This is a genomic window from Sulfitobacter geojensis (assembly GCF_000622325.1).
Classification (GTDB): Bacteria; Pseudomonadota; Alphaproteobacteria; order Rhodobacterales; family Rhodobacteraceae; genus Sulfitobacter; species Sulfitobacter geojensis.
Genome location: NZ_JASE01000005.1, coordinates 2,369,287 through 2,394,098 on the forward strand (window position 1 = coordinate 2,369,287; position 24,812 = coordinate 2,394,098).

Genomic DNA, 24,812 nt, shown 5'->3' on the forward strand with positions numbered 1-24,812 from the left:
CGATACTGCCCTGCGGTGCGCGCGACGGTCAGGCGAACAACTCGTGCGCCAGCTCAAGCGCCTCTACCAGAATATCGATTTCCGCTTCGGTATTATACAACCCCATTGACGCGCGACAGGTGGCCGGCAGGCCCATATGTTCCATCAGGGGACCTGTGCAATGCTGCCCTGCCCGCACCGCGACACCCTTTTTGTCGAGGATCGTCGACATGTCATGCGCATGGGCGGCACCCTCCATGGTGAAGCTGAAAATCGCGCCCTTGTCAGGGGTCGTGCCCTGCACCTGTATCCAGTTCAGCCCGCCCAGCTTGGCCACTGCGTAATCCCGCAGCCGGTCCTCATGGGCGGCGATATTCGCCATCCCCAGACCCATCATATAATCAATCGCGACGCCCATGCCGATGGTCTGCACGATACCCGGTGTGCCCGCTTCGAACATCATCGGCGGATCGTTATAGACCACCCCGTCCTTGGAGACCTCTTTGATCATATCACCGCCCCCGATAAACGGGCGCATCTGTTTCATCCGGTCCGCCTTGATATAAATCGCGCCTGAACCTGAAGGACCATAAAGTTTGTGACCGGTAATTGCGTAGAAATCACAGCCGATGTCCTGCACATCGACCGGCATATGCACGGCCGCTTGCGACCCGTCGACCAATACAGCCACCCCTTTGGCATGGGCCGCTTGGGTGATGGTTTTCACATCCACTTTGGTGCCCAACACATTGGACATATGAGTAATTGCGATCAACTTGGTCTTGGGGGTGATCGCGTCGATGACCGCTTGCGGATCCAGTGCGCCTGTGCTGTCCACATCGACCCATTTGATCACGATACCCTGACGTTCGCGCAGAAAATGCCACGGGACGATATTGGCATGATGCTCCATCACGGAGAGGATGATCTCGTCACCGGCCTGCAACATCGGCATGGCCCAGCTGTAGGCGATCAGATTGATGCCCTCGGTGGTGCCGCTGTTGAAAACAATCTCGTCCTCCGAGGCGGCGTTGAGGAAACGCGCCACCTTGCCGCGCACGGATTCGTAATTGTCGGTGGCCAGATTGGACAGGTAGTGCAGCCCGCGGTGCACATTGGCATATTCTTGTGAATAGGTGCGGGTGATCGCATCAATCACCACCTGCGGTTTTTGCGCCGACGCCCCATTGTCGAGATAAACCAACGGCTTGTTGTTTACCTCGCGGGATAAAATTGGAAAATCACGGCGGACTTCGGTCACGTCATACATCAGCTTAACACTCCTTGGGCCGCGCCCCCGATCATGGCGATCAATATCGCCATGCCCATCACAATGCCGATAAAGGCAACACAAACAACGGCCACCCCGTGCCAAAGCGATCGCAGGTTTAACGCCTCGGCCAGAAAGCTCAGGAAAATCCAGATCCCCCAACCGGCAACCACCAGCGACAGGATTGCGCCAAGCGGCGGGATCGCCAGCGACAAAAGCACGACTGCCGCCTGCGCAATAGCGCGCAACACTTGGAACCAGACGACAACGGCCAGCACATCCATCAGCGCGCCCTTGCCCCCCACGGCCAGCCCCGCCCAATACATCGCATGGATGTAGACCACCATCAGACCCGCAATCAGCACAAACAAGGTCAGCGGTTTGTCAAAATAACCCGGTAAAGGCATCGTTGCGCTGGACGTGGCCACGATCAGTAAAATCAGAAAGGTGTTGATCACCGCGACCAGCGTCAGCGCCGTCCACAAGACGTCACGCCCCAGCCCCATTGACATGATCAATCGCGCAGCGCCGCGCGGATTGCGCAGGCTGGTCTGGATCATCGGGATCAGCGCATCCTGCATCAGACGCCCTCTGCTGCGGCGGCGCGAAAGCCGCCGGTCCAGAACCACATAAACAGGATAAACCAGATGAACCCGACAACGGTAAGCTGGATGCCCTGCCCGACAAACCCGGCGGTCAGCCCCCACAGCAGCATGACCGGACAGGACGCCAGCAGCGCCCAGAACAGCGCCAGACGTGCGCCGTAACCGGTAATCTTGCTGCGCAGCGCGCGTGCGACCAGATAGGTCAATCCGCCCAATCCGTACAGCAAAAGCGGCGCGATAAACAGCCATGCCATCAGGGACGCGCCCATCAGCATTTGCAGATTCTCGCCGGTTTCAAACGCCTCGCGGGCAAGACGCGGGGTCTGCGCGACAAACACCATCAGGCAGCCGATCATCAGATAGATCAGCGCCCGGTCCTCGCGCACCCCCTCGCCCAGCAACCGGCGCATGACTTTGCCCGGCCCCCGATAGGTGGCCACAATATCGCGGGTCGCAGCCATCAGCTGCGGCGACGCGCCAACCAGCCGGTCAAACGCTCAAGGATCACATCCTTCAGCGCATCGGCTTCAATTTCCTCGACTGCTTCGGCGAGGAAAGACAGAGTCAACAAATCCGTCGCCTCGCCATGGGAAATGCCGCGTGCGCGCAGATAGAAAAGCGCATCTTCGTCAATCGCACCAGAGGTCGACCCGTGTGAACAGATCACATCATCCGCATAGATCTCAAGCTCCGGCTTGGCCAGAAACTGGCTGTCGTCATCCAGCAGCAAGGACTGGCTGATCTGGTACCCGTCGGTCTTTTGCGCGTCGGCTTTCACAAGGATTTTGCCTTGGAAAACACCCACCGCGCCATTGCGCAGCACCTTTTTGAACACCTGACGGCTTTCGCAGTTCACCGCGTCATGGGTGATGAAAACCGTATCGTCATGGTGGAATTCGCCGTCCCCAACGCAAGCACCCGCGATGTGGGCTTTGGCGTCATCACCGGTCAATTCGATCACCGCTTCATTGCGGGTCAGAACACCATTCACGGTCAGGGTGAAAGATTTGAAGTTGGACTCGGTGCCCAGACGCGCGAACAAATGTGTCGCCGCGCGGCGTTCATGATCGCGCCCTTGCGAGCGTACATGGTTGAAGGATGCCTGATCCGCAACGTCCACCTCTGTTACCATGCTCAGGCGCGCCGCGGCTGGACCACTTTCCAGAACGGTCAATTCCGCCCCTGCGTCCAACTTAATGCAGTGATGCAAGATCGCATCAGAAGCATCTGATTTATGGTTATAAATCATGCTGACAGGTTTGCTTACCTTGCCTGACACATGGATCAGCACACCGTCCGTGGCCAATGCCGTATTCAGCGCCGCCAAGGGCCGCGATACCGGTGTCTGTCCGTTGGATTCCAACACGCCGTAAACGTCACGTGCCCAGTGCAAATCACTGTCCGACGTCGCCAACCGCTCGATTGTTAGCCCTTCCAAGGCCAGATCATCAGAAGCATCCGCATCAAAAACACCATCGACAAAGACCAGTTTCAAGCTGTCCACGGCGTCAAAAATCGGCGCTTCGTCAGTGTCGAAAACCGCCGCTGTCGGCGCATCCGCTTGCGTCAACGTATCCGGTTTTGTGTATTTCCAGTATTCATCGCGCCGCTCTGGCACGCCCATTCCACGCAACCGCGCCAATGCATCCGCACGGGCGGCCTTGGACCAGCCTTTTGCCGCGCTGTCACGCCCCGAAATCAACGCTTCTGTCGGGTTGGTTTTTTCAGCAACTGCCGTCATTACGCCACCTCGGCCAGAATATCGGCATAGCCGTTGTTTTCGACTTCAAGCGCCAGCTCGGGCCCGCCGGTTTTCACAATGCGACCGTTCGCCATGATGTGCACAACGTCGGGTTTGATGTGGTCCAGCAGACGCTGATAGTGGGTGATGACCAGAAAACCGCGCCCTTCGGTGCGCAGGGCATTCACGCCCTCGGCCACCAGTTTCATCGCATCAACATCAAGACCCGAGTCCGTTTCATCCAAGATGCACATCTTGGGCTCAAGCATAGCCATCTGCAGGATTTCATTGCGCTTTTTCTCACCACCGGAAAAGCCCATGTTAACCGGACGCTTCAACATGTCCGCGTCGATTTTCAGCTCTTTTGCCTTGGCACGCACCACTTTCAGGAAGTCGGCAGCTGACATTTCCTCTTCGCCGCGCGCCTTGCGCTGTGCGTTCACCGCGGTGCGCAGGAAAGTCATGTTGCCCACGCCGGGGATTTCTACAGGGTACTGGAACGCCAGAAACAGGCCCGCCGCTGCACGCTCTTCGGGCTCCATGTCCAACAGATCATCACCTTCCAACGTGGCAGAACCCTCGGTCACCTCATAGCCGTCCTTGCCGGAGAGCACGTAAGACAGCGTCGATTTTCCCGAGCCATTCGGACCCATAATCGCGTGCACCTTGCCGGCCTCAACCTCAAGGTTCACGCCTTTGAGGATCTGCTTGTCTTCGTCTTCCAGTTTTACGTTCAGGTTCTTGATGCTCAGCATGTCGGTCTTCCTTTGTCGGGCAATCGCCCAGCGTTCTAATATCTATTAATTTCAAGGCCTTCCCAGACCTGATTAAGGTACCTGCCGCCGATATACCGACAACAAGCAAAAGCGGATGTTACCCCACAGACCCTTCCAACGAAATCGCCACCAAGGCCTGCGCTTCCATCGCAAATTCCATCGGCAGGGCTTGCAGCACGTCCTTGCAGAACCCGTTCACGACCAGCGCAACCGCCTCTTCCTCGTCCATCCCGCGCGAACGGCAATAGAACATCTGATCGTCGTCTACCTTGGAGGTCGTCGCTTCATGCTCCACACGAGAGGAATTGTTCTTTACTTCGATGTAAGGCACCGTATGCGCCCCGCATTGATCCCCGATCAACAGGCTGTCGCACTGCGTATAATTGCGCGACTCCTTGGCTTTGGGGTGCATCGACACAAGCCCGCGATAGGTGTTCTGCGCCTTACCTGCCGAAATCCCCTTGGACACAATCCGCGACTTCGTGCGCTTGCCGAGGTGGATCATCTTGGTGCCGGTGTCGGCCTGCTGCATGTTGTTGGCGATAGCGATGGAGTAAAACTCGCCCTGTGAATCGTCGCCGCGCAGAATGCAGCTGGGGTATTTCCATGTGACGGCCGAACCGGTCTCTACCTGCGTCCACATCACCTTGGCGCGATCGCCACGGCAATCGGCGCGCTTCGTCACGAAGTTATAGATGCCGCCCTTGCCGTTCTCGTCACCGGGGTACCAGTTCTGAACAGTGGAATATTTCACCTCGGCGTCTTCTTCGATGATGATTTCGACCACGGCCGCGTGCAGCTGGCTTTCGTCACGCTGAGGCGCCGTACAGCCCTCAAGATAGGATACATAAGACCCTTTGTCCGCGATGATCAGCGTGCGCTCGAACTGGCCGGTGTTTTCGGCGTTGATGCGGAAATAAGTCGACAGTTCCATCGGACACCGCACGCCAGGTGGGACGTAGACAAAAGACCCGTCAGAAAACACTGCTGAGTTCAGCGTTGCGTAGAAGTTGTCAGATACAGGCACCACAGAACCAAGGTATTTCTTCACCAGTTCGGGGTGGTCCTTGATCGCTTCAGAGATCGAGCAAAAGATCACACCGGCCTTGGCCAACTCGTCTTTGAAGGTTGTGCCGACAGAAACGGAATCGAACACCGCATCGACCGCAACCTTGCGCGTCTCATCACCCATGTTCTCGGCACCCTCGACACCGGCCAAAATGGCCTGCTCTTTCAAGGGGATGCCCAGTTTTTTATAGGTTTCCAGCAACTTGGGATCGACGTCATCCAAAGATTTGGTTTTTTCAACCATGCTTTTGGGGCGCGCGTAATAGTATTGATCCTGAAAATCGATTTCAGGATAATCGACCATCGCCCAATCCGGCTCTGTCTTGGTCAGCCAGCGCTCATACGCCTCAAGCCGCCAGTCCAGCATCCACTGCGGCTCGTCATTCTTCTCCGAAATCAGACGCACGATGTCCGTGGTCAGTCCCTTGGGGGCATATTCCATCTCGATGTCGGTGGACCAGCCGTGCTTATAGGCCCCGCCCACTTCGCGCACAGCATCTACGGTGTCCTGATCCACGCCATCCTTGACGCCGTCATTTTCTTTTACGATCACAGTATCCAAGATATCTGTCCTTTTCCCGTGGGCCGCATCAGGCCGCCCGTTGTGCGTGTTTGTCACGTTTTGCAAGCCAGCTTTCAGCAAAGCGCAAAACATCCGTTTTCGTTGTTTCCAACCCCAAAGACACCCGAATGGCGCTTGTGGCGTCGGCCTCGTCATATCCCATCGCCAGCAGAACCTTGCTGGCTTTGACCTTGCCGCTGGAACAGGCAGATCCCGCCGAAATGGCAAAACCGGCAAGGTCCATCTGCATCACCTGCGTCTCACCTTTCCAGCCCTCGGCAATGATGCAGGAGGTGTTGGGCAAGCGCGGCGCGTCATTTCCGACAAAAATAGTCTTCTTTGCGGAAGTCGCAAGAGCGTTTTCTAGAATGTTTCTAAGTTCTTCAACTTCGTCCCATCGCCCCATGGCAACATCTTGTCCCGCCGCTTCTGCCGCGGCTCCGAAACCGGCAATACCGACGATGTTTTCCGTCCCCGAACGCCGGTTCATCTCCTGACCGCCGCCGCGCAGAATCGGCGCGGGATCGTCGCGGGTGAAGTTGATCAAAGCGCCGATCCCCTTCGGGCCGCCAATCTTGTGCGCCGACAGGATCGCATAGGCCGGACGCGCCCCTTCGACAAAGGGGATCGCTGTTTTACCCGCCACCTGCGTGATGTCACAGATGACTGTCTGCCCCGACAATTGCGCCAGAAATCCACTGGGGGGCAGTACGCCGGTTTCGCTGTTAGCAGCCGACACAGCGACGAACGCGCCCCCCGCCAGCTCTTGCGGATGGTACGCGCCCGCGCGGTCAAACCACGACGCAAGCGCCCCATCGTCCCAAACGCCCAGACAATCATGCTCAGTCGGCAAGGCCTCGAACCGCCCGCCATGGCGCTCTTTCTGCGCCACGGCCAAGGCTGCCGCTTCGGTCGCGCTGGACGTAAAAATCACCTGTGAGGTCAGACACCCCACCAATTGCGCAACCTGCGCGCGGGCCTTTTCAATTACGCCCTTCGCCTTGCGCCCCTCGGCATGCACAGAGGACGGGTTGCCGACGACATCCATCGCCGCGATCATCGCCGCGCGTGCTTCCGCCCTTAGGGGAGTCGTCGCATTATGATCCAGATAACACCGCCCGGCCTTCATCCTGCCCTCATCCTCCGCGGTTCGGGGCAGAGCCCCAACAAAAATTAGATCGCGTCGCGCTCTGCGCGGCTGTTGGCTCAAACCTCACGTTTCATCCACCACAGCCACAACATCAAACAGGTTGGGCACCGCAGGACAGGGCACCAGTTCATTGGCGATCACATCCGACAGGCGGGTCTGGTGCAAAAACACATAAACATGCGCGCTCAACCCCTCCCACAACCGGTTGGTCAGCGATTGCGCACGGCTGCCCGACGCGCCGCCCGACGCACCTGCCCCCTTGTGCATCGCATCCACGGTTTCATCGACGGCAGACAAGATATCAACCACCCGGATTTCCGCCGCCGGACGTGACAGCCGATAACCGCCCCCCGGACCACGTACAGACGCGACCAGATCCGCGCGGCGCAGTTTCACAAACAACTGTTCCAGATAGGGCAAGGAAATCGACTGGCGCTCCGCAATATCCCCCAGAGACACCAAAGTATTGCCCGGTTGCAGCGCAATATCGGCCAAAGCAACCATTGCATAACGGCCCTTGGTGGAAAGCTTCATCACACCCATCCTTCGAAAACTGCCGCGTTCATTGACGCGGGCCGCTGTTGCGCCTAAATGAAAAGTTCGGAGCGCATATGATGCGACCCCAAGAATTAGAACCGTTCTAAAGTAGTCGAGCGAAGTCGTCAACTATTCGCGACACCTTTGCGCCCCACTTTGGACCACCAGACAGGAACTTCCATGCCAGAGGTCATTTTCCCCGGACCAGAAGGTCGCCTTGAAGGCCGCTACCACCCTCAAAAAGAGCGCGACGCGCCGATTGCAATCATCTTGCATCCGCATCCGCAGTTTGGCGGGACGATGAACCACAAGGTCGTCTACAACATGCATTATGCATTCTATAACATGGGGTTCACCGTTTTGCGGTTCAACTTCCGTGGTGTGGGACGCTCGCAAGGCGAATATGATCAGGGCATCGGCGAATTGTCGGATGCGGCATCGGCACTGGATTACCTGCAGTCGATGAACAACAACTCGAAACACTGCTGGGTCGCGGGTTTTTCCTTCGGCGCATGGATCGGCATGCAGCTTTTGATGCGCCGCCCTGAAATCACCGGCTTTATCTCGGTCTCGCCACCGGCGAATATGTATGACTTCAGCTTCCTTGCGCCCTGCCCCGCATCGGGTCTGATCATCAACGGCACTGCCGACCGCGTGGCACCGCCAGCCGACACCGTCGGTCTGGTCAACAAGCTGCACGAACAAAAAGGCATCACCATCACGCATCAGGAAGTGCCAGGTGCCGGCCACTTCTTTGAAGAGCCGCATATGGACACGCTGATTACCTCCACCACGGATTACGTGAAGCGCCGCCTGACAGAGACCACCCGCTAATGGTCGATTCCGTTGTCATCGAGATGGCCAACAAACTGGCCGAGGAATGCCTGGCCGTGCAGGCAGAAACCGGCGAGGACCGTTTGTTCATGCGCATGGGCGATGTTTTGGGGGCCTCTTCACAAACACTGGAAGAAGCCTTTTTGACCGCGATCCGCACGCGCATGGCCAATGATCAGGGCCGCAGGTTTCTGGCCCAGACGCTGAAAGCACATCGTGCGCAGGCCGCTGGCAATGAGTGAAACAACAGGGACGCGGCTGGATCAGCAGATCGCGTTCCTGAACGAAGCTGACAAGCTCAAGAACACCATCCGCGCGACCGAGCTTTGCGACAATTCCCGCTATGAAAATTCGGCTGAACATTCGTGGCATCTGACGCTTTATGCAATGGTACTGGCGGATCAGGCGGCGCCGGACGTGGACATCACGCGGGTCATCAAGATGTTGATCCTGCACGATCTTGTCGAAATCGACGCAGGCGACAATCCGATCTTCGGTGATCTGGACCACGCCGCAATCGAGAAACAGGAACAGGCCGCCGCCGACCGCATCTTTGGCCTGCTGCCAGACGACCTGCGCGACAGTTTCCGCCGTATCTGGGACGAGTTCGAGGCGGCACAGACCCCTTCGGCACAATTCGCCAAATCGCTGGACCGTTTCCAGCCCCCGATGCAGAACCTGCAATCGGGCGGCGGCAGCTGGATCGACTTCGACGTCACAGAGCAGCAGATCCACGACCGTGTCGGATCTAAGATCGCCATCGGCGCGCCCAATCTTTGGGCCTATGCCAAAGCCCGCATCGCGACCTTCTTTGCAGATCGGTCCACCGGCTGATGCCGCATACTGCATACCACAGTATACAGACTTTCCCTTTAACCCTATTTAAGCTAGATCGCGTGCATAGCGTCCCCCGTAGCCAAAGGAATCCCGCATGACAAAGATCAAGGTAGAAAACCCCGTTGTCGAGCTCGACGGCGATGAAATGACCCGCATCATGTGGGACTTCATCAAGAAAAAGCTGATCCTGCCCTATCTCGACATTGATCTGAAATATTATGATCTGGGCATTCAGGCGCGGGATGACACCGACGACCAGATCACCATCGATTCAGCGGAAGCGATCAAGAAATACGGCGTTGGCGTCAAATGTGCGACCATCACACCGGATGAAGCTCGGGTCGAGGAATTCGGTCTCAAGAAGATGTGGCGCTCGCCCAACGGCACCATCCGCAACATTCTCGGTGGGGTGATTTTCCGCGAACCGATCATTTGTAAAAATGTGCCGCGCCTTGTGCCCGGCTGGACGAAACCCATCGTTGTCGGCCGCCATGCCTACGGCGACCAGTACCGCGCCACCGATTTCAAATTTCCCGGTGCGGGCAAACTGACGATCAAATTTGTCGGCGAGGACGGCACAGAAATCGAACACGAAGTCTTTGACGCGCCGGATTCCGGTGTGGTTATGGCGATGTTCAACCTTGATAAATCCATTATCGACTTTGCCCGTGCGTCAATGAACTATGGTTTGGCAAAGGGCTGGCCTGTTTATTTATCAACCAAAAATACGATCCTCAAACAATATGACGGGCGGTTTCTTGAACTTTTCCAACATATTTATGAAACCGAGTTCGAGGATAAATTCAAAGAAGCCGGCATCACATACCAGCACCGACTGATCGACGACATGGTCGCCTGCGCGATGAAGTGGAACGGCGGCTATGTCTGGGCCTGTAAAAACTACGACGGCGATGTCCAGTCCGACACCGTAGCGCAGGGCTTTGGCTCTCTCGGGTTGATGACATCGGTGCTGATGACACCCGATGGCAAAACCGTCGAGGCGGAGGCGGCACACGGCACCGTCACCCGCCACTATCGCCAGCACCAGAAAGGCGAGGAAACCTCGACCAATTCCATCGCCTCGATCTACGCTTGGACAGGCGCACTGAAGCATCGCGGCAAGCTGGATGAGAACGAGGCGCTGATCAACTTTGCCGAAACACTAGAAAAAGTGGTCATCGGCACGGTGGAAAGCGGCCACATGACCAAAGACCTTGCGCTGCTCGTTGGGCCGGATCAGGGCTGGCTGACCACCATGGGCTTTCTCGAGAAGGTCGACGAAAACCTCAACAAAGCCCTTATCGGGTAATTTGGAACAGGGCCGCAGCAATGCGGCCCTGTTTCGTTAACCTGCCAGTTTGGGCTCCGCGACCCTCACTTGTGGCATGAACGGCGTGATCTCTACCCCGGTCGGGGTAAAACGGCAAAAGCTGCCTTTGGGCACCTCTTTCCAACCGCCACAGACCGTGTCGTAGGGCTCCGAAACCACCGACCATCCCTGCCATTCTGCGTTCCACTGGTAGTACAGCGAGGGCGCGCGGTCGTCCGAAGCGTAGCGCACCGCATAAAGTGTTTGCCCGTCCGACAACGCCGCCGCCATCCGCATATGCGGGGCGCACTCCACGCCGCGCGCCATGTCTTCAAACAGCGCAACACTGTGTTCCAACGCCAGTTTCGGGCAGGTTTCCAACCCTGCCCCGCATGCCACCAAGAACAGCGCCTCGCTGTCTGTCGCGCCTTTGCGGTTGGGGTAAAGATCATCGGGTATCAACATATCCGCCGCCTTGCGCAGCTGGTCAAAGCCGCCCACCTGACCATTGTGCATGAACGTCCAGTTGCCCTGAACGAACGGATGGCAGTTGTTGCGGCTGGTCGCGGTGCCGGTGGACGCCCGCACATGCGCCATAAACAGCCGCGCCTGTACTTGCTGCGCCAGCGATTTCAGGTTCGGTTCGGACCATGCCGGATGCACATCGCGGTACAGCCCCGGCGTTGGCCATTTGTCATACCACGCCAACCCGAACCCGTCGGCGTTGATCGCCGTCTTGCATTCGCTTGCATCGCGGGACTGATGGATCAGTGAATGATCCGGCGCGGTCAGGATTTCACTGGCGAAAATCGGTGCCCCCTGCCACGCGGCCCATCGGCACATGCTGGCCTAGCCCCGATTATGGGTGCGTTCGTACAGCGTCTTGATGATGCCGCTGGCCGTTTTCTCACACAGGCAGGGGACAAACGCATGCAGCAGCGCCGCGCCGGCCGCCATAAACAACAGAGCCGAGAACTTAAGCGCAAATGCCATATGTTCAAGAAAGGTTTCATCAACTTTTGCGGGGTGATCCAGGAATATGCGGGCAATCATCGGGGCTCTCCGTGTTTTTCTGATTTGGATCAGTATTGCCGCAAGCGCCTGTGAAGTTCTCCCAAACATCGTGATGCATATCTTGATTGTGTGAAATTTTCCCAATATTTAATGTATATGAAGGAAATTGACACAATAGACCGCCGTATTCTGCTTGAACTGCAACGAGATGCCGCGCAATCTCTCGACGCGATTGGCGAAACTGTGGGCCTGTCGCGCAATGCCTGTTGGCGGCGCATCGGTGCATTGGAAAAGGCCGGCGTGATCAAGGGGCGCGTAACACTTCTGGATGCTGCCGCCCTTGGGCTGAAACTGACCGTGTTCATCCAGCTGCGCACCAGCTCGCACACGCCAGACTGGTTAAGATCATTTTCGACGGCCACCAAAAGCATGCCCGAAATCATGGGCGTTTATCGCATGTCGGGTGATCTGGATTACTTGATCCGTGCGCAGGTCACGGATATGGCTGGCTATGACCGGTTGTATCAACGGCTGATTGCCAAGGTGCCCCTGTCTGATGTCTCGGCCAGCTTTGTAATGGAAGAGATCAAGGAAACCACCGCCCTGCCCCTTTGAGTGCTTGCGAAAGGACGTAATATGCCCGCCCATTACATCTGGCTGTTCTTTGCCATTCTGACCGAAACCCTGGGCACCACCGCCTTGCAGGCTTCGCAGCAATTCACCCGCTTTTGGCCGGCGCTGGCGGTTGTGGTGTTCTACGGATTGTCGTTTTACTGCATGTCTTTTGCGCTGCGGGCGATGCCGGTGGGCATTGTCTATGCCATCTGGTCCGGTCTGGGGATCGTGTTAATCGCAGGCATCGGATTTGTGTTGTTCGGGCAAAAGCTGGATCTGCCGGCATTGCTGGGGTTGGCGCTGATCATCGGCGGAATCCTGATCATTCACCTCTTTTCGGCCACCAATACACATTAACTTTCTTTTTATCTGGCATTTGCTGCGCCTGCACGGTATGGCCCGCCCAACTCCCTGAACAAGGCTGACCCCATGGAACTGCGCAACATCGCAATTATCGCTCACGTCGACCACGGCAAAACAACGCTGGTTGATGAACTGTTGAAACAATCCGGCACCTATCGTGAAAACCAGGCGACGACCGAACGCGCCATGGACAGCAACGATCTGGAGCGCGAACGCGGCATCACGATTTTCGCCAAGCCGACATCTGTCGAGTGGAAAGGCACACGTATCAACATCGTTGACACGCCCGGCCACGCCGATTTTGGTGGTGAGGTTGAACGCATCCTGTCGATGGTCGACGGTGTTGTCCTGCTGGTGGACGCCGCAGAAGGTCCGATGCCACAGACCAAGTTCGTGACGTCAAAGGCGCTCAAGCTGGGGCTGAAACCCATCGTTGTGATCAACAAGGTCGACAAGCCCGATGGCGAACCCGATCGCGCATTGGATGAATGTTTCGATCTGTTCGCCAGCCTTGATGCCACGGACGAACAGCTTGATTTTCCAACCATGTACGCATCCGGCCGTGCCGGCTGGGCCGATCACGAACTGGACGGCAAGCGTGACGGGCTGGACGATCTGTTCCAACTGATCCTGGATCACGTGCCCGCACCGGCACAGGTTGCCGAGGCCGACAAGCCATTCACCATGCTGGCCACCACATTGGGCGGCGATCCGTTTCTGGGCCGCCTCCTGACCGGTCGCGTTGAAACCGGCACGTTGAAAGCCGGCCAGACGATCAAAGCAATGTCGCGTGACGGCACGCTGATCGAAAACTTCCGTTGCACCAAGATCCTCGCTTTCCGCGGTTTGGAACAAACGGCAATCGATATGGCCGAAGCCGGTGACATCGTGTCCATCGCGGGCATGACCAAGGCAACCGTGGCCGATACCTTGGCTGATCAATCGGTGAACGAAGCCATCCCGGCCCAGCCGATTGACCCACCGACCATTACAGTGACCTTTGGCATCAACGATTCCCCGCTTGCCGGTCGTGACGGTAAAAAGGTGCAGTCCCGCGTGATCCGCGAACGTCTGCACAAGGAAGCCGAATCCAACGTGGCAATCAAAATCAGCGACACCCCCGGTGGTGACGCCTTTGAAGTTGCCGGTCGCGGCGAACTGCAAATGGGTGTTTTGATTGAAAACATGCGCCGTGAAGGGTTCGAATTGTCAATCTCGCGTCCGCAGGTGCTGTTTCAGGACATCGACGGCGTGCGTCATGAGCCCATCGAGGAAGCCACCATCGACGTGGATGATGAATACTCCGGCGCGGTGATCGAAAAAATCACCGGCGTGCGCAAAGGTGAACTGGTCGAGATGAAACCGGCCGGTGCTGGCAAAACCCGCATCATCGCCCATGTGCCATCACGGGGTCTGATCGGGTATCACGGCGAATTCCTGACCGACACGCGCGGGACAGGCGTCATCAACCGCGTGTTCCATTCATGGGCACCGCACAAGGGCCCAATCCCGGGACGTCGCGCGGGCGTGTTGATTTCAATGGAGAACGGCACATCCGTGGCCTTTGCTCTGTGGAACCTCGAAGAGCGCGGCAAGATGATGATCGGTGCGCAAGCTGACGTCTATACCGGTATGATTATCGGTGAGCACAGCCGCGAAAACGATCTGGAAGTGAACCCGCTGAAGGGTAAGAAACTGACCAACGTGCGTGCCTCCGGTACGGATGAAGCGGTGCGGTTGACCACCCCCAAGATCCTTTCGCTGGAAGAGGCGATTGCCTATATCGACGACGATGAACTGGTCGAAGTGACGCCGAACGCAATCCGTCTGCGCAAGCGTTATCTGGACCCGCATGAACGCAAACGCATGGCGAAATCAGCTTAAGTCGGAATTTTCGGGAGGCTCTGCCTCCCGGACCCTCCGCAGCATTTATGGCCAAAAAGAGGGGCGTTTCGGAGCCGTTGTAGTGCCCGATCATTCCCCGCGCTGCAGGTTGAAATCAAAAAAAGCCCCGGATCATTTCCGGGGCTTTTTGTTATTCGGAGGTTTCGATGATCATCAACTCGCGCTCAGAAGCGCCGCGTGCGTGTTCTAGCGCCGCTTGATAAGCGTCTGAATGGTAACACTTTTCCGCAGTTTCAACGTCCGGGAAGCGCGCGACTACGTTGCGCGGCCGTTCTTTGCCTTCAAGCTGAACAAAACGGCCACCGCGCGCGATAAATTCGCCGCCGTGTTCGGCAATCGCCACCGTCGCGCCAGCAGCGTATTTTTTGTACGCCTCTTCATCCGTGACCGTGACATGTGCAATCCAAAGTGCGCCCATGGTTTTATCCTTTCAAAATGGCAGTGGCCGCGGCGATCGCCGCCTCTGCGTTATCGGCACTGGCACCGCCGCCCTGCGCCATATCGGGACGGCCACCGCCGCCTTTGCCGCCCAGTTCCGCGACTGCGGCCTTGACCATATCAACGGCCGAGACCTTATCCGTCAGGTCCTTGGTCACGCCGCCAGCAACTGCTGCTTTGCCACCGGTATCCGCAATCAACAGGACTGCGCCAGAACCAAGCGTCGCCTTGAACTCATCGACGAGCGCCGGCAAATCCTTGCCTGTGACCCCTTGCAAGACCTGCGCCAAAAATTGGATCCCGTTCACGTCAACCGCTTCGGGGGCCGCAGCACCGCCACCACCGGCCATCGCCAATTCACGACGCAGCTGCGCAACTTCGTTGCTCAGGCTTTTGCGCTCGTCCATCAGGGCACGGACGCGGTCCGGTACATCCGCGGGAGAGGTTTTTAGCCCTTCAGCGATGCCAGCCAAAGCAGTTTGCTGTTCACGTAACCAAGTCAACGCTTCGGCACCGGTCAGCGCCTCGATCCGGCGCACACCCGCGCTGCTGGCACTGTCACCGAGCAGGACAAACGCACCGATATCACCCGTTTGGCGCACATGGGTACCGCCGCAAAGCTCCAGTGAATAGGTGCTTTTATCACTGCCTTTGCCGGAACCCTCTTCGCGGCCCATCGACACAACACGCACCTCGTCACCATATTTTTCGCCAAACAGCGCCTGCGCGCCCAAGGCCCGCGCGTCATCCGGCGTCATGATGCGGGTTTCCACCGCGGTGTTCTGGCGCACAAAATCGTTCACCTCGCGTTCAACCTGACGCAGCTCATCAACGCTCAACGCCTTGTTGTGGCTGAAATCAAACCGCAGCCGGTCTGCCGCATTCAACGATCCGCGCTGCGCGACATGATCGCCTAGCGCCCCGCGCAGGGCCTCGTGCAACAGGTGCGTGGCCGAGTGGTTGGCGCGAATCGCGGTGCGGCGCGCATGATCCACCGTCAAAACAGCCGCCTGCCCTTTCTTTATCTCCCCTTCGGACACGGTGCCAAAATGGATAAAAACATCCGCCGCTTTGCGCGTATCGGTCACAGTGATCACGCCACTGTCCGTGCGGATGGTCCCCGTGTCGCCCACCTGTCCACCGGATTCGGCGTAGAAAGGGGTTTGGTTCAACGCGATCTGAACGTTTTCGCCGGTCTGTGCGGCATCGGCCAATGCACCGTCCTTGACCACCGCAGCAATCTGCCCTTCGGCGGCTTCCGTGTCGTAGCCAAGAAAATCGGTCACGCCATGTTTGTCGGCCACGTCAAACCACACAGCCGCATCCGCCGCCTCGCCAGAGCCAGACCATGCCGCGCGCGCTTTGGCTTTCTGTTCAGCCATAGCCGCATCAAAACCGTCTGTGTCCACAGCCAGCCCTTTTTCGCGCAGCGCATCCTGTGTCAGATCAAGCGGGAAACCGAATGTGTCATACAGCTTGAACGCCGCCTGACCTGGCAAGTTGGCCCCTTCTGGCAGACCGGCAACCTCATCTTCAAGCAGGCGCAAACCACGCTCAAGCGTCTGCTTAAAGCGGGTTTCTTCCTGATGCAGCGTCTCTGTGATCAGCGATTGCGCTTGTCCGAGTTCAGGATATGCCGCCCCCATTTGACCCACCAGCGATGGCACCAGTTTGTGCATCAGCGGGTCTTGGACCCCCAGCAAATGCGCATGGCGCATGGCGCGGCGCATGATGCGGCGCAGCACATAACCGCGCCCGTCGTTTGATGGCATAACGCCATCGGCAATCAGAAAAGACGTCGAGCGCAAGTGGTCCGCAATCACACGGTGATGGGTCTTGCCGGGCCCGTCAGGGTCCGTGTTGGAGGCATCCGCCGATGCCTCGATCAGGCTGCGCATCAGGTCCGTGGCATAGTTGTCGTTGGTCCCTTGCAACAGGGCCGCGACCCGCTCGATCCCCATGCCGGTATCAATGGACTGGTTCGGCAGATCGCGCCGCGTGCCGTCCTCCAGCTGTTCGTACTGCATGAAAACGAGGTTCCAGATTTCGACAAACCGGTCGCCGTCTTCTTCGGGCGATCCGGGAGGGCCACCCCAGATGTGATCGCCGTGATCATAGAAAATTTCGGTACAGGGGCCGCAGGGGCCGGTGGGTCCGGCGGACCAGAAATTGTCGTCTGTCGCGATGCGGATGATCCTGTCGTCGCTCAGCCCAGCGTGTTTTTTCCAGATTTCCACCGCTTCGTCATCGGTGTGATAGACTGTGACCAAAAGCTTGCTTGCATCGATCCCGAACCCTTTGGTCAGCAAATCCCATGCCAACGGGATCGCTTCGGATTTGAAGTAATCGCCAAAGCTGAAATTCCCCAGCATTTCGAAAAATGTATGGTGGCGCGCTGTGTATCCGACGTTGTCCAGATCGTTGTGTTTGCCACCTGCCCGCACACATTTCTGAGCAGAGGCCGCGCGGGTGTAATCGCGCGTCTCGACCCCGGTGAACAGGTTCTTGAACTGCACCATACCCGCCGCAGTGAACATCAAGGTCGGATCATTGCGTGGGACCAGCGGGCTGGAGGGGACCACGGCGTGGCCGTTCTTGTCGAAATACGACAGGAAAGTGGAGCGGATATCGTTCAACGTCTTCATGTGGCTGGCCTTCCGGGGGGAACTACGGTTTGCCAGAAATAGCCCTGTGTGCAAGGGGTGTCCACAGCCCGCAACGCGAAAAGGGGCGCGCCGGTTCGGCATGCCCCTTTTCCTATTTCACTGCTGGTCGGTCAGACCGTCAAGCGGATCACAGCTCATGCGCAATCACGCTTCAAGGATATCGCCATCGTCCTTGTCCGACCCGTCAAAATCCAGCCCGTGTGCGGCGCGAATCTTGTCTTCGATGTCCAGGGCCATCGCTTCGTTGTCTTTCAGGAACTGCTTGGCATTTTCACGCCCCTGCCCGATGCGCTCATCCCCGTATGAGAACCACGACCCGGATTTATCCACGACGCCCACTTTGACGCCAAGGTCCAGCAATTCGCCCATTTTGGAGATGCCTTCGCCATACATGATGTCGAATTCGACCTGTTTGAACGGGGCCGCCACCTTGTTCTTTACGATCTTGACCCGTGTGGCGTTGCCGACAACCTCGTCACGATCCTTAAGCGCGCCGATGCGGCGGATGTCCAATCGCACGGAGGAATAAAATTTCAACGCGTTCCCGCCCGATGTGGTTTCGGGAGAACCGAACATAACGCCGATCTTCATCCTGATCTGGTTGATAAAGATCACCATGCAATTGGAGCGCGAAATCGAACCGGTCAGTTTACGCATTGCCTGACTCATCAGACGCGCCTGCACCCCGACCGAGCTGTCGCCCATATCACCCTCAAGTTCGGATTTGGGCGTCAGGGCGGCGACCGAATCGACAACAACCATGTTCACTGCGCCCGAACGCACCAGCGTATCGGTGATTTCCAACGCCTGTTCACCGGTATCGGGCTGCGAGATGAGTAGCTCGTCAATATCAATGCCCAGCTTTCTGGCATATTGCGGATCCAGCGCGTGCTCGGCGTCCACAAAGGCACAAACGCCGCCGGCCTTTTGCTGTTCTGCGATGCAATGCAGCGTCAGCGTTGTCTTACCGGAGGATTCTGGCCCGTAAATCTCGATGATGCGGCCCATCGGCAGACCGCCAATGCCCAATGCAATGTCCAGCCCCAATGAGCCGGTCGAGCTTGCCTTGATGTCCTGAATGGCCCCTTCGGACCCCAGTTTCATGATCGAACCCTTGCCGAACTGCCGCTCGATTTGCGCCAACGCGCTGTCGAGTGCCTTTTGCTTTTCAGCTGTTTTTTTATCTGTCATTGTCAAAAGATCTGCCGTTGCCATGTGCCTGTTCCCTTAGTGTCATAGTGTCGTGGCATCGGCAATCGTTCACCTTGCACCACCTTATGTTCTGCTAATGTTCCATATGGGGGTAAAATAAGAACATTTCAATATAATTCTTCGCCTCCTATCTTTTTCCCTCTTTGGTTAATATCTCCTTTACGATAAGCCATAAGAACAAATTCTTTCCCAACGGGGCTGTTAAATGCTTGTATTTTATAAAGAACGCCTTGCATTTTTATCCGTACCCAAGACCGGCACAACCGCGTATGAAACAGCTTTGGCACCGCATGCGGACATGGTGATCAGCGAACCGCCCATGCTGAAACATGCGCCGGTCTATCGCTACAACCGGTTCATCCGGCCCATGTTCGAACGGGTGTGCGATGTCGAACTCGAGGTGCTGGCAGTGATGCGCGAACCTGTTTCGTGGTTGGGCAGCTGGTATCGATACCGGCAGCGCCCATTTATGGAAGGCAAACCCAACAGTACCCATGGCATCAGCTTTGATGAATTCGTGCTGGCCTATATGAGAGGCAACAAACCGGGCTTTGCAGATGTGGGCAGCCAGTTCCAGTTTATGAAAACCCAACCCAATGGCACCGGCGTGACCCATTTCTTCCGCTACGAAGATCAGCCAAAGCTCAAGTCGTTTCTAGAAGACCGCCTTAAGGTGGAACTAACCTTGGCACAGGAGAATGTATCGCCAAAGATAGCGCTTTCCCTATCCGATGACGTGGCCAGCCGGTTCAAAAAGAAATGCGCCGAAGAATTTGATCTTTATGCGTCGATATCCTGATCTAATGCAGCTGGCTTTGCACTGTTTCCGTTAGATCGCTCAGCGAAAACGGCTTGGGCAGGAAAACGGAGTTTGGGATGCGCGTCTGTTCTTCGCCAAAGCTGTCTTCGGCATAGCCCGATACAAAGACGACGCGCACGTCAGGCCGGATTTTCAAGGCTTCACGCACCCAGCTGGGGCCATCCATTCCAGGCATCACCACATCGGTGACAAAAACATCTATGCTCAGCGACTGATCCTCAAGTGTTTTCAAAGCCGCCTCGGCTGAGTCAGCCTCAAGCACCGTATATCCGCGCAGTCTTAGCGCACGGCTGGCAAAGGCCCGCACCGGGGCTTCATCTTCAACAAGGAGAATAACGCCCTCTTCACTCTGCTGCGGCGTGGCGATCACGGGTTGAGGCGACAGTTTCGCTTTGGCGGGGCGGGTCTCATAAACGGGGAGGTACAGAATGAACGTCGTGCCGCGATCCAATATAGAATCGACAAAAATATAGCCGTTACTTTGTTTTATGATGCCATACGCGGTCGAAAGCCCCAGCCCCGTCCCCTCGCCCGTGCGTTTAGTTGTATAGAAAGGTTCGAACACCTTTTGCAGCTTGTCCGGCGCGATGCCGGTCCCATCGTCGCTGACCTGCACCGTCACATATTGGCCCGGCGGGACCGACGCGCGATCACGCTCAAGCGGTTGTTTTAGCTCCAGGTATTCTGTCGTAATCCGGATTTCGCCCCCCGCCGGCATTGAATCGCGGGCGTTAACCACGAGGTTCATCAGCACTTGTTCAAGTTGCCGCTTGTCGGCGCGTACGGGTTTAAGCACCGGATCATGGCTCAGGGTAAGGGTCACTTTCTCCCCCACCAGCCGGTTCAGCAAATGGGTCAAATCCGCCAGAGTGTCGCGCATGTCGATGGTTTCAAGACGCAGGGTTTGTTTGCGTGAAAATGCCAGCAGCTGCCCCACAAGAGACGCCGCGCGATTGGCGTTCTGGTTGATCTGGATCAGATCACCGTAATCCGGATCACTTTGATCACGGCGCAACAGCAACAAATCGCAATGGCCCGAAATCGCAGTCAGCAAGTTATTGAAATCATGGGCAACACCGCCAGCCAACTGGCCGATCGCCTGCATTTTCTGGCTCTGCACAAACTGCGCTTCGAGCGTTTTCAGTTCAGTTGCATCATGCAGTACTGCAATCAGCGAAGGCTCCCCATCTTCCACGACATGGCTTAGGACAACCTGTACAAATACTTCGCGATCCGTCCGTTTAAGCCGCAAAAACTCGGATTTCTGCACCTTGCGATGGGCCAGCGTGTCGTTAATCCAATCCGCAATTGAACGGCCCAGCCCTTCCATCAGGTTGGAAAGATGCACATCATCCTCCAACGACACACCAACCAAAGTGGCCGCCATACGGTTGAACGATTGCACCTTCCCATCGGGGGCCACTTTGATCAGCGGTACAGGCAGATCTTCAAAGGCCTGCCAGGCTTGTGTTGTGCCGGCAGCTTCGGGGGCGGGCAAAAGATAAAGCGCACGACGCCCTGCACCGGCAGCCATTTCCGCGACCAGCACCCGTTTGAGGCCGTCAGACGTCATCACATCCGTCGATACGCCGGACTGTACAGGCAGCCCATTGAACAACCGGTCCAACCCCTTGACCCTGCTGCCGACAAACTGGCGTGCCGCGTCATTCATGAACAACACCGCATCCGTGCGTCCGACCATGATCATCGGCAAATGTTGACCTTCCTGCGCGGCCTTTGGCGGGGCACGTTCCGTCACCTGATCAACACGCCAGACGTAGGTTTCATCGGACACGACGTGCACGCAAAGCCGCAGATGACCCGCGCGGGTAAAGACATCTTCTTGCGCCGACCCACTGGCAACCGCGCGGGATTGGAGCCGAAACAGGATGCTGCCCGGGTTGGCGACAGAGGTTTTCAGGACGCCCGCTAGTGTATTGAGCCCCTCAATCTCGTAGTGCTGGTGCGCCGCGGGATTGGCAGAGCGCAGTTGTCCGTCCGCATTGGCGACAAAACTCGGGGTCGCGTCACGCAGAATGAACCCTTCGATTACCGTTAGGTCAGACGCCTGTTTGCGTGCGATGCGGCGTTTGCACCACCAATTCCACGCGCCGAACACCACCAACGTCACGGAAGAAGACACGAGGCCGAGCGACAACATCCGGTAAGGGGCCACAAAAGCAAGTGCGGCCAGAAAAAGGCTGATCGCCAAGGTCCAGCGGGCCTGACGCGCAGCTGCGTTCAATGCCTTTGGTCTGTCCGGCTGTAGGGTCTGCGTATCGGACAAGGATGTCCCCTTGGAATGCACGAATCGTCCCCTATTACGCGCATTAAGGGTTAATCAGCCTTTAACTGCATTTACGTTTGCACGTTAAAATTGAGCATACACGATTTCAATCGCGCCTCAAGTGTGCCGCAAAAAAGCCATCTCCCGTGGGTCCCACCGCATACCTTTGTTGCAGGTTACAACTCCAGCCCGGGTGGCGCTCCAGAAACGCCGCAACGCGGTCTTCGTTTTCGGCAGTCAATACCGAACAGGTGGCATATGCGAGGGTGCCGTTCTCGTGTAACAGCGCTGCTGCGCTGTCCAGAATACCATCCTGAATGACAGTCAACTCGGCCAATCGCGCAGCGGTCAGGGTCCATTTCCCTTCGGCAGCACGCCGCCATGCGCCGGACCCCGAGCAAGGCGCGTCACATAAGACCACGTCAAAAGGTGCGGCAGCTTGCAGGGCCTCGGTGGTCAGTTGCGTCACCTGTGCCCCTGCCCGTTCGGCCCTGCCGGTTAAATCGGCCATCCGGCGGGGGTCTATATCATGCGCATACACACTGCGATCCGGTTGCGCCGCAACGGCAAGCGCTTTGCCACCGCCACCGGCACAGTAATCCAGAATTTTCGCACCCGCGGGCAATGCAGCAACCACCGCCTGGCTCGCCCCATCCTGAAGCTCGACCAGCCCCTCGACGTAAGCCGTGGAGTTGCGAATTTTGCGCGCGCCTTCCGTGACGGTCAGCGCTGTGTCACACAAAGGGTTTGCTTCTGCGGTGATCCCTTCGCCAGCCAGGTGCTTTATCGCAGCCGCGCGATCGGATTTCGCGATGTTCACCCTTAAAAATACCGGCGCACGTTCTTGCAGCGCCAGCGCCGTCTTGTCGGCGTCGTCACCCAAAGCCTCCTTGAACAGCGGGATCAGCCAGTCCGGCAAGTTCCACAAAGTGGCCTCATCCTCTGGCGGCATCGGCACCTTTGCCTCGGCCTCTGTAATGGGCTGCGGGGCGTGACCAACTGCCGAAAACAGCGCGTCCAGATCAGCACCCTGCTGGCGCAAAATACCGATCATCAGGGCGCGCGGTGTCCCACCCGAACCGTAATGCGCCGCAGTGCGTTTACAACGCAGCACGTCAAAAACGTGATCGCGGATCGCGGCACGGTCTTTGGAGCCCGCAAACCGGCTGCGTCTGGCCCAACGGGTCAAGGCCTGTTCGGCGGCCAGACCGTCGGACATGTCATGCAGAACCTCGATGGCCGCAGCCACCCTTGCACCAGGCGTCATAGTTCATCCAATACGTTAAAAATCAACCGCAACACACGGTTAACAAAGGTTTATCCGATACGGTAGTTTGGCGACTCGCGCGTGATCTGAACGTCATGCACGTGGCTTTCCTTCAGTCCGGCACCGGTGATCCGCACAAAGTTACAGTTTTTGCGCATCTCGGGAACGGTGGCACAGCCCGTATATCCCATGGCGGCACGCAAGCCGCCGACCAGTTGATGCACCACAGCGCCGGCGCTGCCTTTATAGGGCACCTGACCTTCAATCCCTTCGGGCACCAGTTTGTCACTGGCCGCATCCTTCTGGAAGTAACGGTCCGCCGACCCGCGGGCCATCGCACCCAAAGATCCCATGCCACGGTAGCTTTTGAAACTGCGGCCCTGATACAGGATCACCTCGCCCGGGGACTCATCCGTGCCCGCAATCATCGAGCCGACCATGGCGCAGGACGCCCCCGCTGCAATTGCCTTGGCAAAATCGCCCGAGAACTTGATGCCACCATCTGCAATCACCGGAATCTCACCGGCAGCCGCGGCGCAATCCATGATCGCGGTCAATTGAGGCACACCGACACCCGCGACCATCCGCGTCGTACAGATCGACCCCGGACCAATGCCCACTTTGATCGCATCTGCGCCCGCGTCGATCAACGCACGGGTCGCTTCGCCTGTGGCCACGTTCCCTGCCACGACCTGAACCTCGTTGCTCAGCGCCTTGGCGCGGGTCACCGCGTGGGCGACCCCTTCGGAATGGCCGTGGGCCGTATCGATAACAATCATGTCCACGCCCGCTTCGACCAGCGCCTGCGAGCGTTCGAAACCCGCATCCCCCACCGTGGTCGCAGCAGCCACACGCAACCGGCCCAGATCATCCTTGCAGGCCGTCGGGTTCAGCACCGACTGTTCGCTGTCTTTCAGCGTCAGCAATCCGGTCAACACGCCCTTGCCGTCGGTCACCAACAGCTTTTCGATGCGGCGCGCCTTCATCAGGCTCAGCGCTTCACCCCGGTCTGCAGGTTCCATGAGAATCGCCAGATTTTCATTGGTCATCATATGCTTGACCGGTGTGGCATCATCAGAGGCAAACCGCATGTCTCGGTTGGTCACGATGCCGACGACGCGTCCTTTTTCATCCACAACCGGAAAGCCCGAAACGTTATAGCGCTCCTGCAGGGCTTTTGCGTCGGCCAGCGTCTGATCCGGTGTCAAAGTGATCGGGTTATAGACGATACCGCTTTCAAAACGTTTGACGCGGCGCACCTCACGGGCCTGTTCGTCGATGGTCAGGTTACGGTGCACAACGCCCATGCCACCGGCCTGCGCCATGGCAATCGCCATGCGGCCTTCGGTCACCGTATCCATTGCCGAGCTTAGCAACGGGATGTTCAATGCGATGGATTTGGTCACATGTGTGCGCGTATCCGCCGTTGAAGGCAGCACCGAAGACGCCCCCGGCACAAGCAACACATCATCAAAGGTAAAGGCCTCACGAATTTCCATTTTGCACCTCTGGCTTATGGCTTCATTTGGCAATTTCCTATTTCACGGTCTGGAGCTG

General features: G+C 57.4%; 24 protein-coding genes. 8 read left to right on the forward strand and 16 right to left on the reverse strand.

What is annotated here, in order from left to right; all coding sequences use genetic code 11:
• Positions 1–28 precede the first annotated feature (28 nt).
• From Z947_RS0113540 to iscR, 8 genes are all read right to left on the reverse strand, one after another.
• Positions 29–1,249 (reverse strand): cysteine desulfurase, encoded by a 1,221-nt coding sequence (locus Z947_RS0113540; RefSeq protein WP_025044829.1) that lies wholly within the window; start codon positions 1,247–1,249, stop codon positions 29–31.
• The gene (locus Z947_RS0113545; protein ID WP_025044830.1) at positions 1,249–1,830 is read right to left on the reverse strand and encodes a YIP1 family protein; all 582 of its coding nucleotides are present in this window, start codon (positions 1,828–1,830) and stop codon (positions 1,249–1,251) included. The genes Z947_RS0113540 and Z947_RS0113545 overlap by 1 nt, the downstream gene beginning before the upstream one ends.
• On the reverse strand, positions 1,830–2,315 hold the full coding sequence (locus Z947_RS0113550) for a hypothetical protein (protein ID WP_025044831.1): 486 nt from the start codon (positions 2,313–2,315) through the stop codon (positions 1,830–1,832). Before Z947_RS0113550 ends, Z947_RS0113545 begins: the two co-directional genes overlap by 1 nt.
• Positions 2,315–3,595 carry a SufB/SufD family protein gene (locus Z947_RS0113555; RefSeq protein ID WP_025044832.1) on the reverse strand — a complete coding sequence of 427 codons (1,281 nt, stop codon included), beginning with the start codon at positions 3,593–3,595 and terminating at the stop codon, positions 2,315–2,317. Before Z947_RS0113555 ends, Z947_RS0113550 begins: the two co-directional genes overlap by 1 nt.
• The gene (gene sufC / locus Z947_RS0113560) at positions 3,595–4,350 is read right to left on the reverse strand and encodes a Fe-S cluster assembly ATPase SufC (protein WP_025044833.1); all 756 of its coding nucleotides are present in this window, start codon (positions 4,348–4,350) and stop codon (positions 3,595–3,597) included. The genes Z947_RS0113555 and sufC overlap by 1 nt, the downstream gene beginning before the upstream one ends.
• Before the next feature lie 118 nt (positions 4,351–4,468).
• Positions 4,469–5,992: a Fe-S cluster assembly protein SufB gene (gene sufB, locus Z947_RS0113565; protein WP_037939550.1), complete on the reverse strand. Its 1,524-nt coding sequence runs from the start codon at positions 5,990–5,992 to the stop codon at positions 4,469–4,471.
• 37 nt (positions 5,993–6,029) lie between these two features.
• Positions 6,030–7,130: a cysteine desulfurase family protein gene (locus tag Z947_RS0113570; RefSeq protein WP_025044835.1), complete on the reverse strand. Its 1,101-nt coding sequence runs from the start codon at positions 7,128–7,130 to the stop codon at positions 6,030–6,032.
• 84 nt (positions 7,131–7,214) lie between these two features.
• The gene (gene iscR, locus Z947_RS0113575; RefSeq protein WP_025044836.1) at positions 7,215–7,685 is read right to left on the reverse strand and encodes a Fe-S cluster assembly transcriptional regulator IscR; all 471 of its coding nucleotides are present in this window, start codon (positions 7,683–7,685) and stop codon (positions 7,215–7,217) included.
• Positions 7,686–7,868: 183 nt separating this feature from the next.
• On the opposite strand from iscR, the gene Z947_RS0113580 reads away from it, so the two are divergent.
• The 4 genes from Z947_RS0113580 to Z947_RS0113595 all read left to right on the forward strand — a co-directional run bounded on the left by Z947_RS0113580 (position 7,869) and on the right by Z947_RS0113595 (position 10,668).
• Entirely contained in the window at positions 7,869–8,522 is a 654-nt protein-coding gene (locus Z947_RS0113580) for an alpha/beta hydrolase (RefSeq protein WP_025044837.1), read from the forward strand.
• Positions 8,522–8,764, forward strand: a complete 243-nt coding sequence (locus tag Z947_RS0113585) for a hypothetical protein (protein WP_025044838.1) — start codon at positions 8,522–8,524, stop codon at positions 8,762–8,764. Before Z947_RS0113580 ends, Z947_RS0113585 begins: the two co-directional genes overlap by 1 nt.
• Positions 8,757–9,356, forward strand: coding sequence for an HD domain-containing protein (locus tag Z947_RS0113590; protein WP_025044839.1), 600 nt, complete (start codon positions 8,757–8,759; stop codon positions 9,354–9,356). The genes Z947_RS0113585 and Z947_RS0113590 overlap by 8 nt, the downstream gene beginning before the upstream one ends.
• 97 nt (positions 9,357–9,453) lie before the next feature.
• Positions 9,454–10,668: an NADP-dependent isocitrate dehydrogenase gene (locus Z947_RS0113595; RefSeq protein WP_025044840.1), complete on the forward strand. Its 1,215-nt coding sequence runs from the start codon at positions 9,454–9,456 to the stop codon at positions 10,666–10,668.
• A gap of 36 nt (positions 10,669–10,704) precedes the next feature.
• Here the strand turns inward: Z947_RS0113595 and Z947_RS0113600 are convergent, their stop codons facing one another.
• Both Z947_RS0113600 and Z947_RS0113605 read right to left on the reverse strand, forming a co-directional pair.
• A complete protein-coding gene (locus Z947_RS0113600) occupies positions 10,705–11,511 on the reverse strand; it encodes a class II glutamine amidotransferase (RefSeq protein WP_025044841.1) in 807 nt (268 codons plus the stop codon).
• Positions 11,512–11,517: 6 nt separating this feature from the next.
• On the reverse strand, positions 11,518–11,721 hold the full coding sequence (locus Z947_RS0113605) for a DUF6356 family protein (protein ID WP_025044842.1): 204 nt from the start codon (positions 11,719–11,721) through the stop codon (positions 11,518–11,520).
• 117 nt (positions 11,722–11,838) lie between these two features.
• Here Z947_RS0113605 and Z947_RS0113610 point away from each other — a divergent pair, with 117 nt between their 5' ends.
• The 3 genes from Z947_RS0113610 to typA all read left to right on the forward strand — a co-directional run bounded on the left by Z947_RS0113610 (position 11,839) and on the right by typA (position 14,544).
• On the forward strand, positions 11,839–12,297 hold the full coding sequence (locus Z947_RS0113610; RefSeq protein WP_025044843.1) for an Lrp/AsnC family transcriptional regulator: 459 nt from the start codon (positions 11,839–11,841) through the stop codon (positions 12,295–12,297).
• A gap of 21 nt (positions 12,298–12,318) precedes the next feature.
• Positions 12,319–12,654: a DMT family transporter gene (locus Z947_RS0113615; protein ID WP_025044844.1), complete on the forward strand. Its 336-nt coding sequence runs from the start codon at positions 12,319–12,321 to the stop codon at positions 12,652–12,654.
• Positions 12,655–12,726: 72 nt separating this feature from the next.
• A complete protein-coding gene (gene typA / locus Z947_RS0113620) occupies positions 12,727–14,544 on the forward strand; it encodes a translational GTPase TypA (protein WP_025044845.1) in 1,818 nt (605 codons plus the stop codon).
• A 151-nt stretch (positions 14,545–14,695) separates the two neighbouring features.
• On the opposite strand, the gene Z947_RS0113625 is transcribed toward typA, so the two are convergent.
• The 3 genes from Z947_RS0113625 to recA form a co-directional block, all read right to left on the reverse strand.
• On the reverse strand, positions 14,696–14,983 hold the full coding sequence (locus tag Z947_RS0113625; RefSeq protein WP_025044846.1) for a DUF1330 domain-containing protein: 288 nt from the start codon (positions 14,981–14,983) through the stop codon (positions 14,696–14,698).
• A 4-nt stretch (positions 14,984–14,987) separates the two neighbouring features.
• Complete coding sequence (gene alaS, locus Z947_RS0113630; RefSeq protein ID WP_025044847.1) at positions 14,988–17,648, reverse strand: alanine--tRNA ligase; 2,661 nt, start codon at positions 17,646–17,648, stop codon at positions 14,988–14,990.
• Between the two features lie 165 nt (positions 17,649–17,813).
• Complete coding sequence (gene recA, locus Z947_RS0113635) at positions 17,814–18,884, reverse strand: recombinase RecA (protein ID WP_025044848.1); 1,071 nt, start codon at positions 18,882–18,884, stop codon at positions 17,814–17,816.
• A gap of 202 nt (positions 18,885–19,086) precedes the next feature.
• Here recA and Z947_RS0113640 point away from each other — a divergent pair, with 202 nt between their 5' ends.
• Positions 19,087–19,680 (forward strand): hypothetical protein, encoded by a 594-nt coding sequence (locus tag Z947_RS0113640; RefSeq protein ID WP_025044849.1) that lies wholly within the window; start codon positions 19,087–19,089, stop codon positions 19,678–19,680.
• Between the two features lies 1 nt (position 19,681).
• Here Z947_RS0113640 and Z947_RS0113645 read toward each other — a convergent pair whose 3' ends face one another.
• The 3 genes from Z947_RS0113645 to guaB form a co-directional block, all read right to left on the reverse strand.
• Positions 19,682–21,862: a hybrid sensor histidine kinase/response regulator gene (locus Z947_RS0113645; RefSeq protein WP_081781212.1), complete on the reverse strand. Its 2,181-nt coding sequence runs from the start codon at positions 21,860–21,862 to the stop codon at positions 19,682–19,684.
• Positions 21,863–22,094: 232 nt separating this feature from the next.
• Positions 22,095–23,255 (reverse strand): RsmB/NOP family class I SAM-dependent RNA methyltransferase, encoded by a 1,161-nt coding sequence (locus tag Z947_RS0113650; RefSeq protein WP_025044851.1) that lies wholly within the window; start codon positions 23,253–23,255, stop codon positions 22,095–22,097.
• Between the two features lie 50 nt (positions 23,256–23,305).
• Positions 23,306–24,754, reverse strand: a complete 1,449-nt coding sequence (gene guaB / locus Z947_RS0113655) for an IMP dehydrogenase (protein WP_025044852.1) — start codon at positions 24,752–24,754, stop codon at positions 23,306–23,308.
• Between the last annotated feature and the right edge of the window lie 58 nt (positions 24,755–24,812).

Bases quoted from the DNA above. Each gene is read 5' to 3' on its own strand.
- recA (WP_025044848.1), bottom strand. From the start codon at position 18,884: ATGGCAACGGCAGATCTTTTGACAATGACAGATAAAAAAACAGCTGAA.
- Z947_RS0113615 (WP_025044844.1), top strand. From the start codon at position 12,319: ATGCCCGCCCATTACATCTGGCTGTTCTTTGCCATTCTGACCGAAACC.
- Z947_RS0113645 (WP_081781212.1), bottom strand. From the start codon at position 21,862: ATGTTGTCGCTCGGCCTCGTGTCTTCTTCCGTGACGTTGGTGGTGTTC.
- Z947_RS0113590 (WP_025044839.1), top strand. From the start codon at position 8,757: ATGAGTGAAACAACAGGGACGCGGCTGGATCAGCAGATCGCGTTCCTG.
- Z947_RS0113625 (WP_025044846.1), bottom strand. From the start codon at position 14,983: ATGGGCGCACTTTGGATTGCACATGTCACGGTCACGGATGAAGAGGCG.
- Z947_RS0113595 (WP_025044840.1), top strand. From the start codon at position 9,454: ATGACAAAGATCAAGGTAGAAAACCCCGTTGTCGAGCTCGACGGCGAT.
- Z947_RS0113540 (WP_025044829.1), bottom strand. From the start codon at position 1,249: ATGTATGACGTGACCGAAGTCCGCCGTGATTTTCCAATTTTATCCCGC.
- Z947_RS0113605 (WP_025044842.1), bottom strand. From the start codon at position 11,721: ATGATTGCCCGCATATTCCTGGATCACCCCGCAAAAGTTGATGAAACC.
- sufC (WP_025044833.1), bottom strand. From the start codon at position 4,350: ATGCTGAGCATCAAGAACCTGAACGTAAAACTGGAAGACGAAGACAAG.
- Z947_RS0113580 (WP_025044837.1), top strand. From the start codon at position 7,869: ATGCCAGAGGTCATTTTCCCCGGACCAGAAGGTCGCCTTGAAGGCCGC.
- Z947_RS0113640 (WP_025044849.1), top strand. From the start codon at position 19,087: ATGCTTGTATTTTATAAAGAACGCCTTGCATTTTTATCCGTACCCAAG.
- guaB (WP_025044852.1), bottom strand. From the start codon at position 24,754: ATGGAAATTCGTGAGGCCTTTACCTTTGATGATGTGTTGCTTGTGCCG.
- alaS (WP_025044847.1), bottom strand. From the start codon at position 17,648: ATGAAGACGTTGAACGATATCCGCTCCACTTTCCTGTCGTATTTCGAC.
- Z947_RS0113585 (WP_025044838.1), top strand. From the start codon at position 8,522: ATGGTCGATTCCGTTGTCATCGAGATGGCCAACAAACTGGCCGAGGAA.
- Z947_RS0113610 (WP_025044843.1), top strand. From the start codon at position 11,839: ATGAAGGAAATTGACACAATAGACCGCCGTATTCTGCTTGAACTGCAA.
- Z947_RS0113545 (WP_025044830.1), bottom strand. From the start codon at position 1,830: ATGCAGGATGCGCTGATCCCGATGATCCAGACCAGCCTGCGCAATCCG.
- Z947_RS0113570 (WP_025044835.1), bottom strand. From the start codon at position 7,130: ATGAAGGCCGGGCGGTGTTATCTGGATCATAATGCGACGACTCCCCTA.
- iscR (WP_025044836.1), bottom strand. From the start codon at position 7,685: ATGAAGCTTTCCACCAAGGGCCGTTATGCAATGGTTGCTTTGGCCGAT.
- Z947_RS0113650 (WP_025044851.1), bottom strand. From the start codon at position 23,255: ATGACGCCTGGTGCAAGGGTGGCTGCGGCCATCGAGGTTCTGCATGAC.
- Z947_RS0113600 (WP_025044841.1), bottom strand. From the start codon at position 11,511: ATGTGCCGATGGGCCGCGTGGCAGGGGGCACCGATTTTCGCCAGTGAA.
- typA (WP_025044845.1), top strand. From the start codon at position 12,727: ATGGAACTGCGCAACATCGCAATTATCGCTCACGTCGACCACGGCAAA.
- Z947_RS0113555 (WP_025044832.1), bottom strand. From the start codon at position 3,595: ATGACGGCAGTTGCTGAAAAAACCAACCCGACAGAAGCGTTGATTTCG.
- Z947_RS0113550 (WP_025044831.1), bottom strand. From the start codon at position 2,315: ATGGCTGCGACCCGCGATATTGTGGCCACCTATCGGGGGCCGGGCAAA.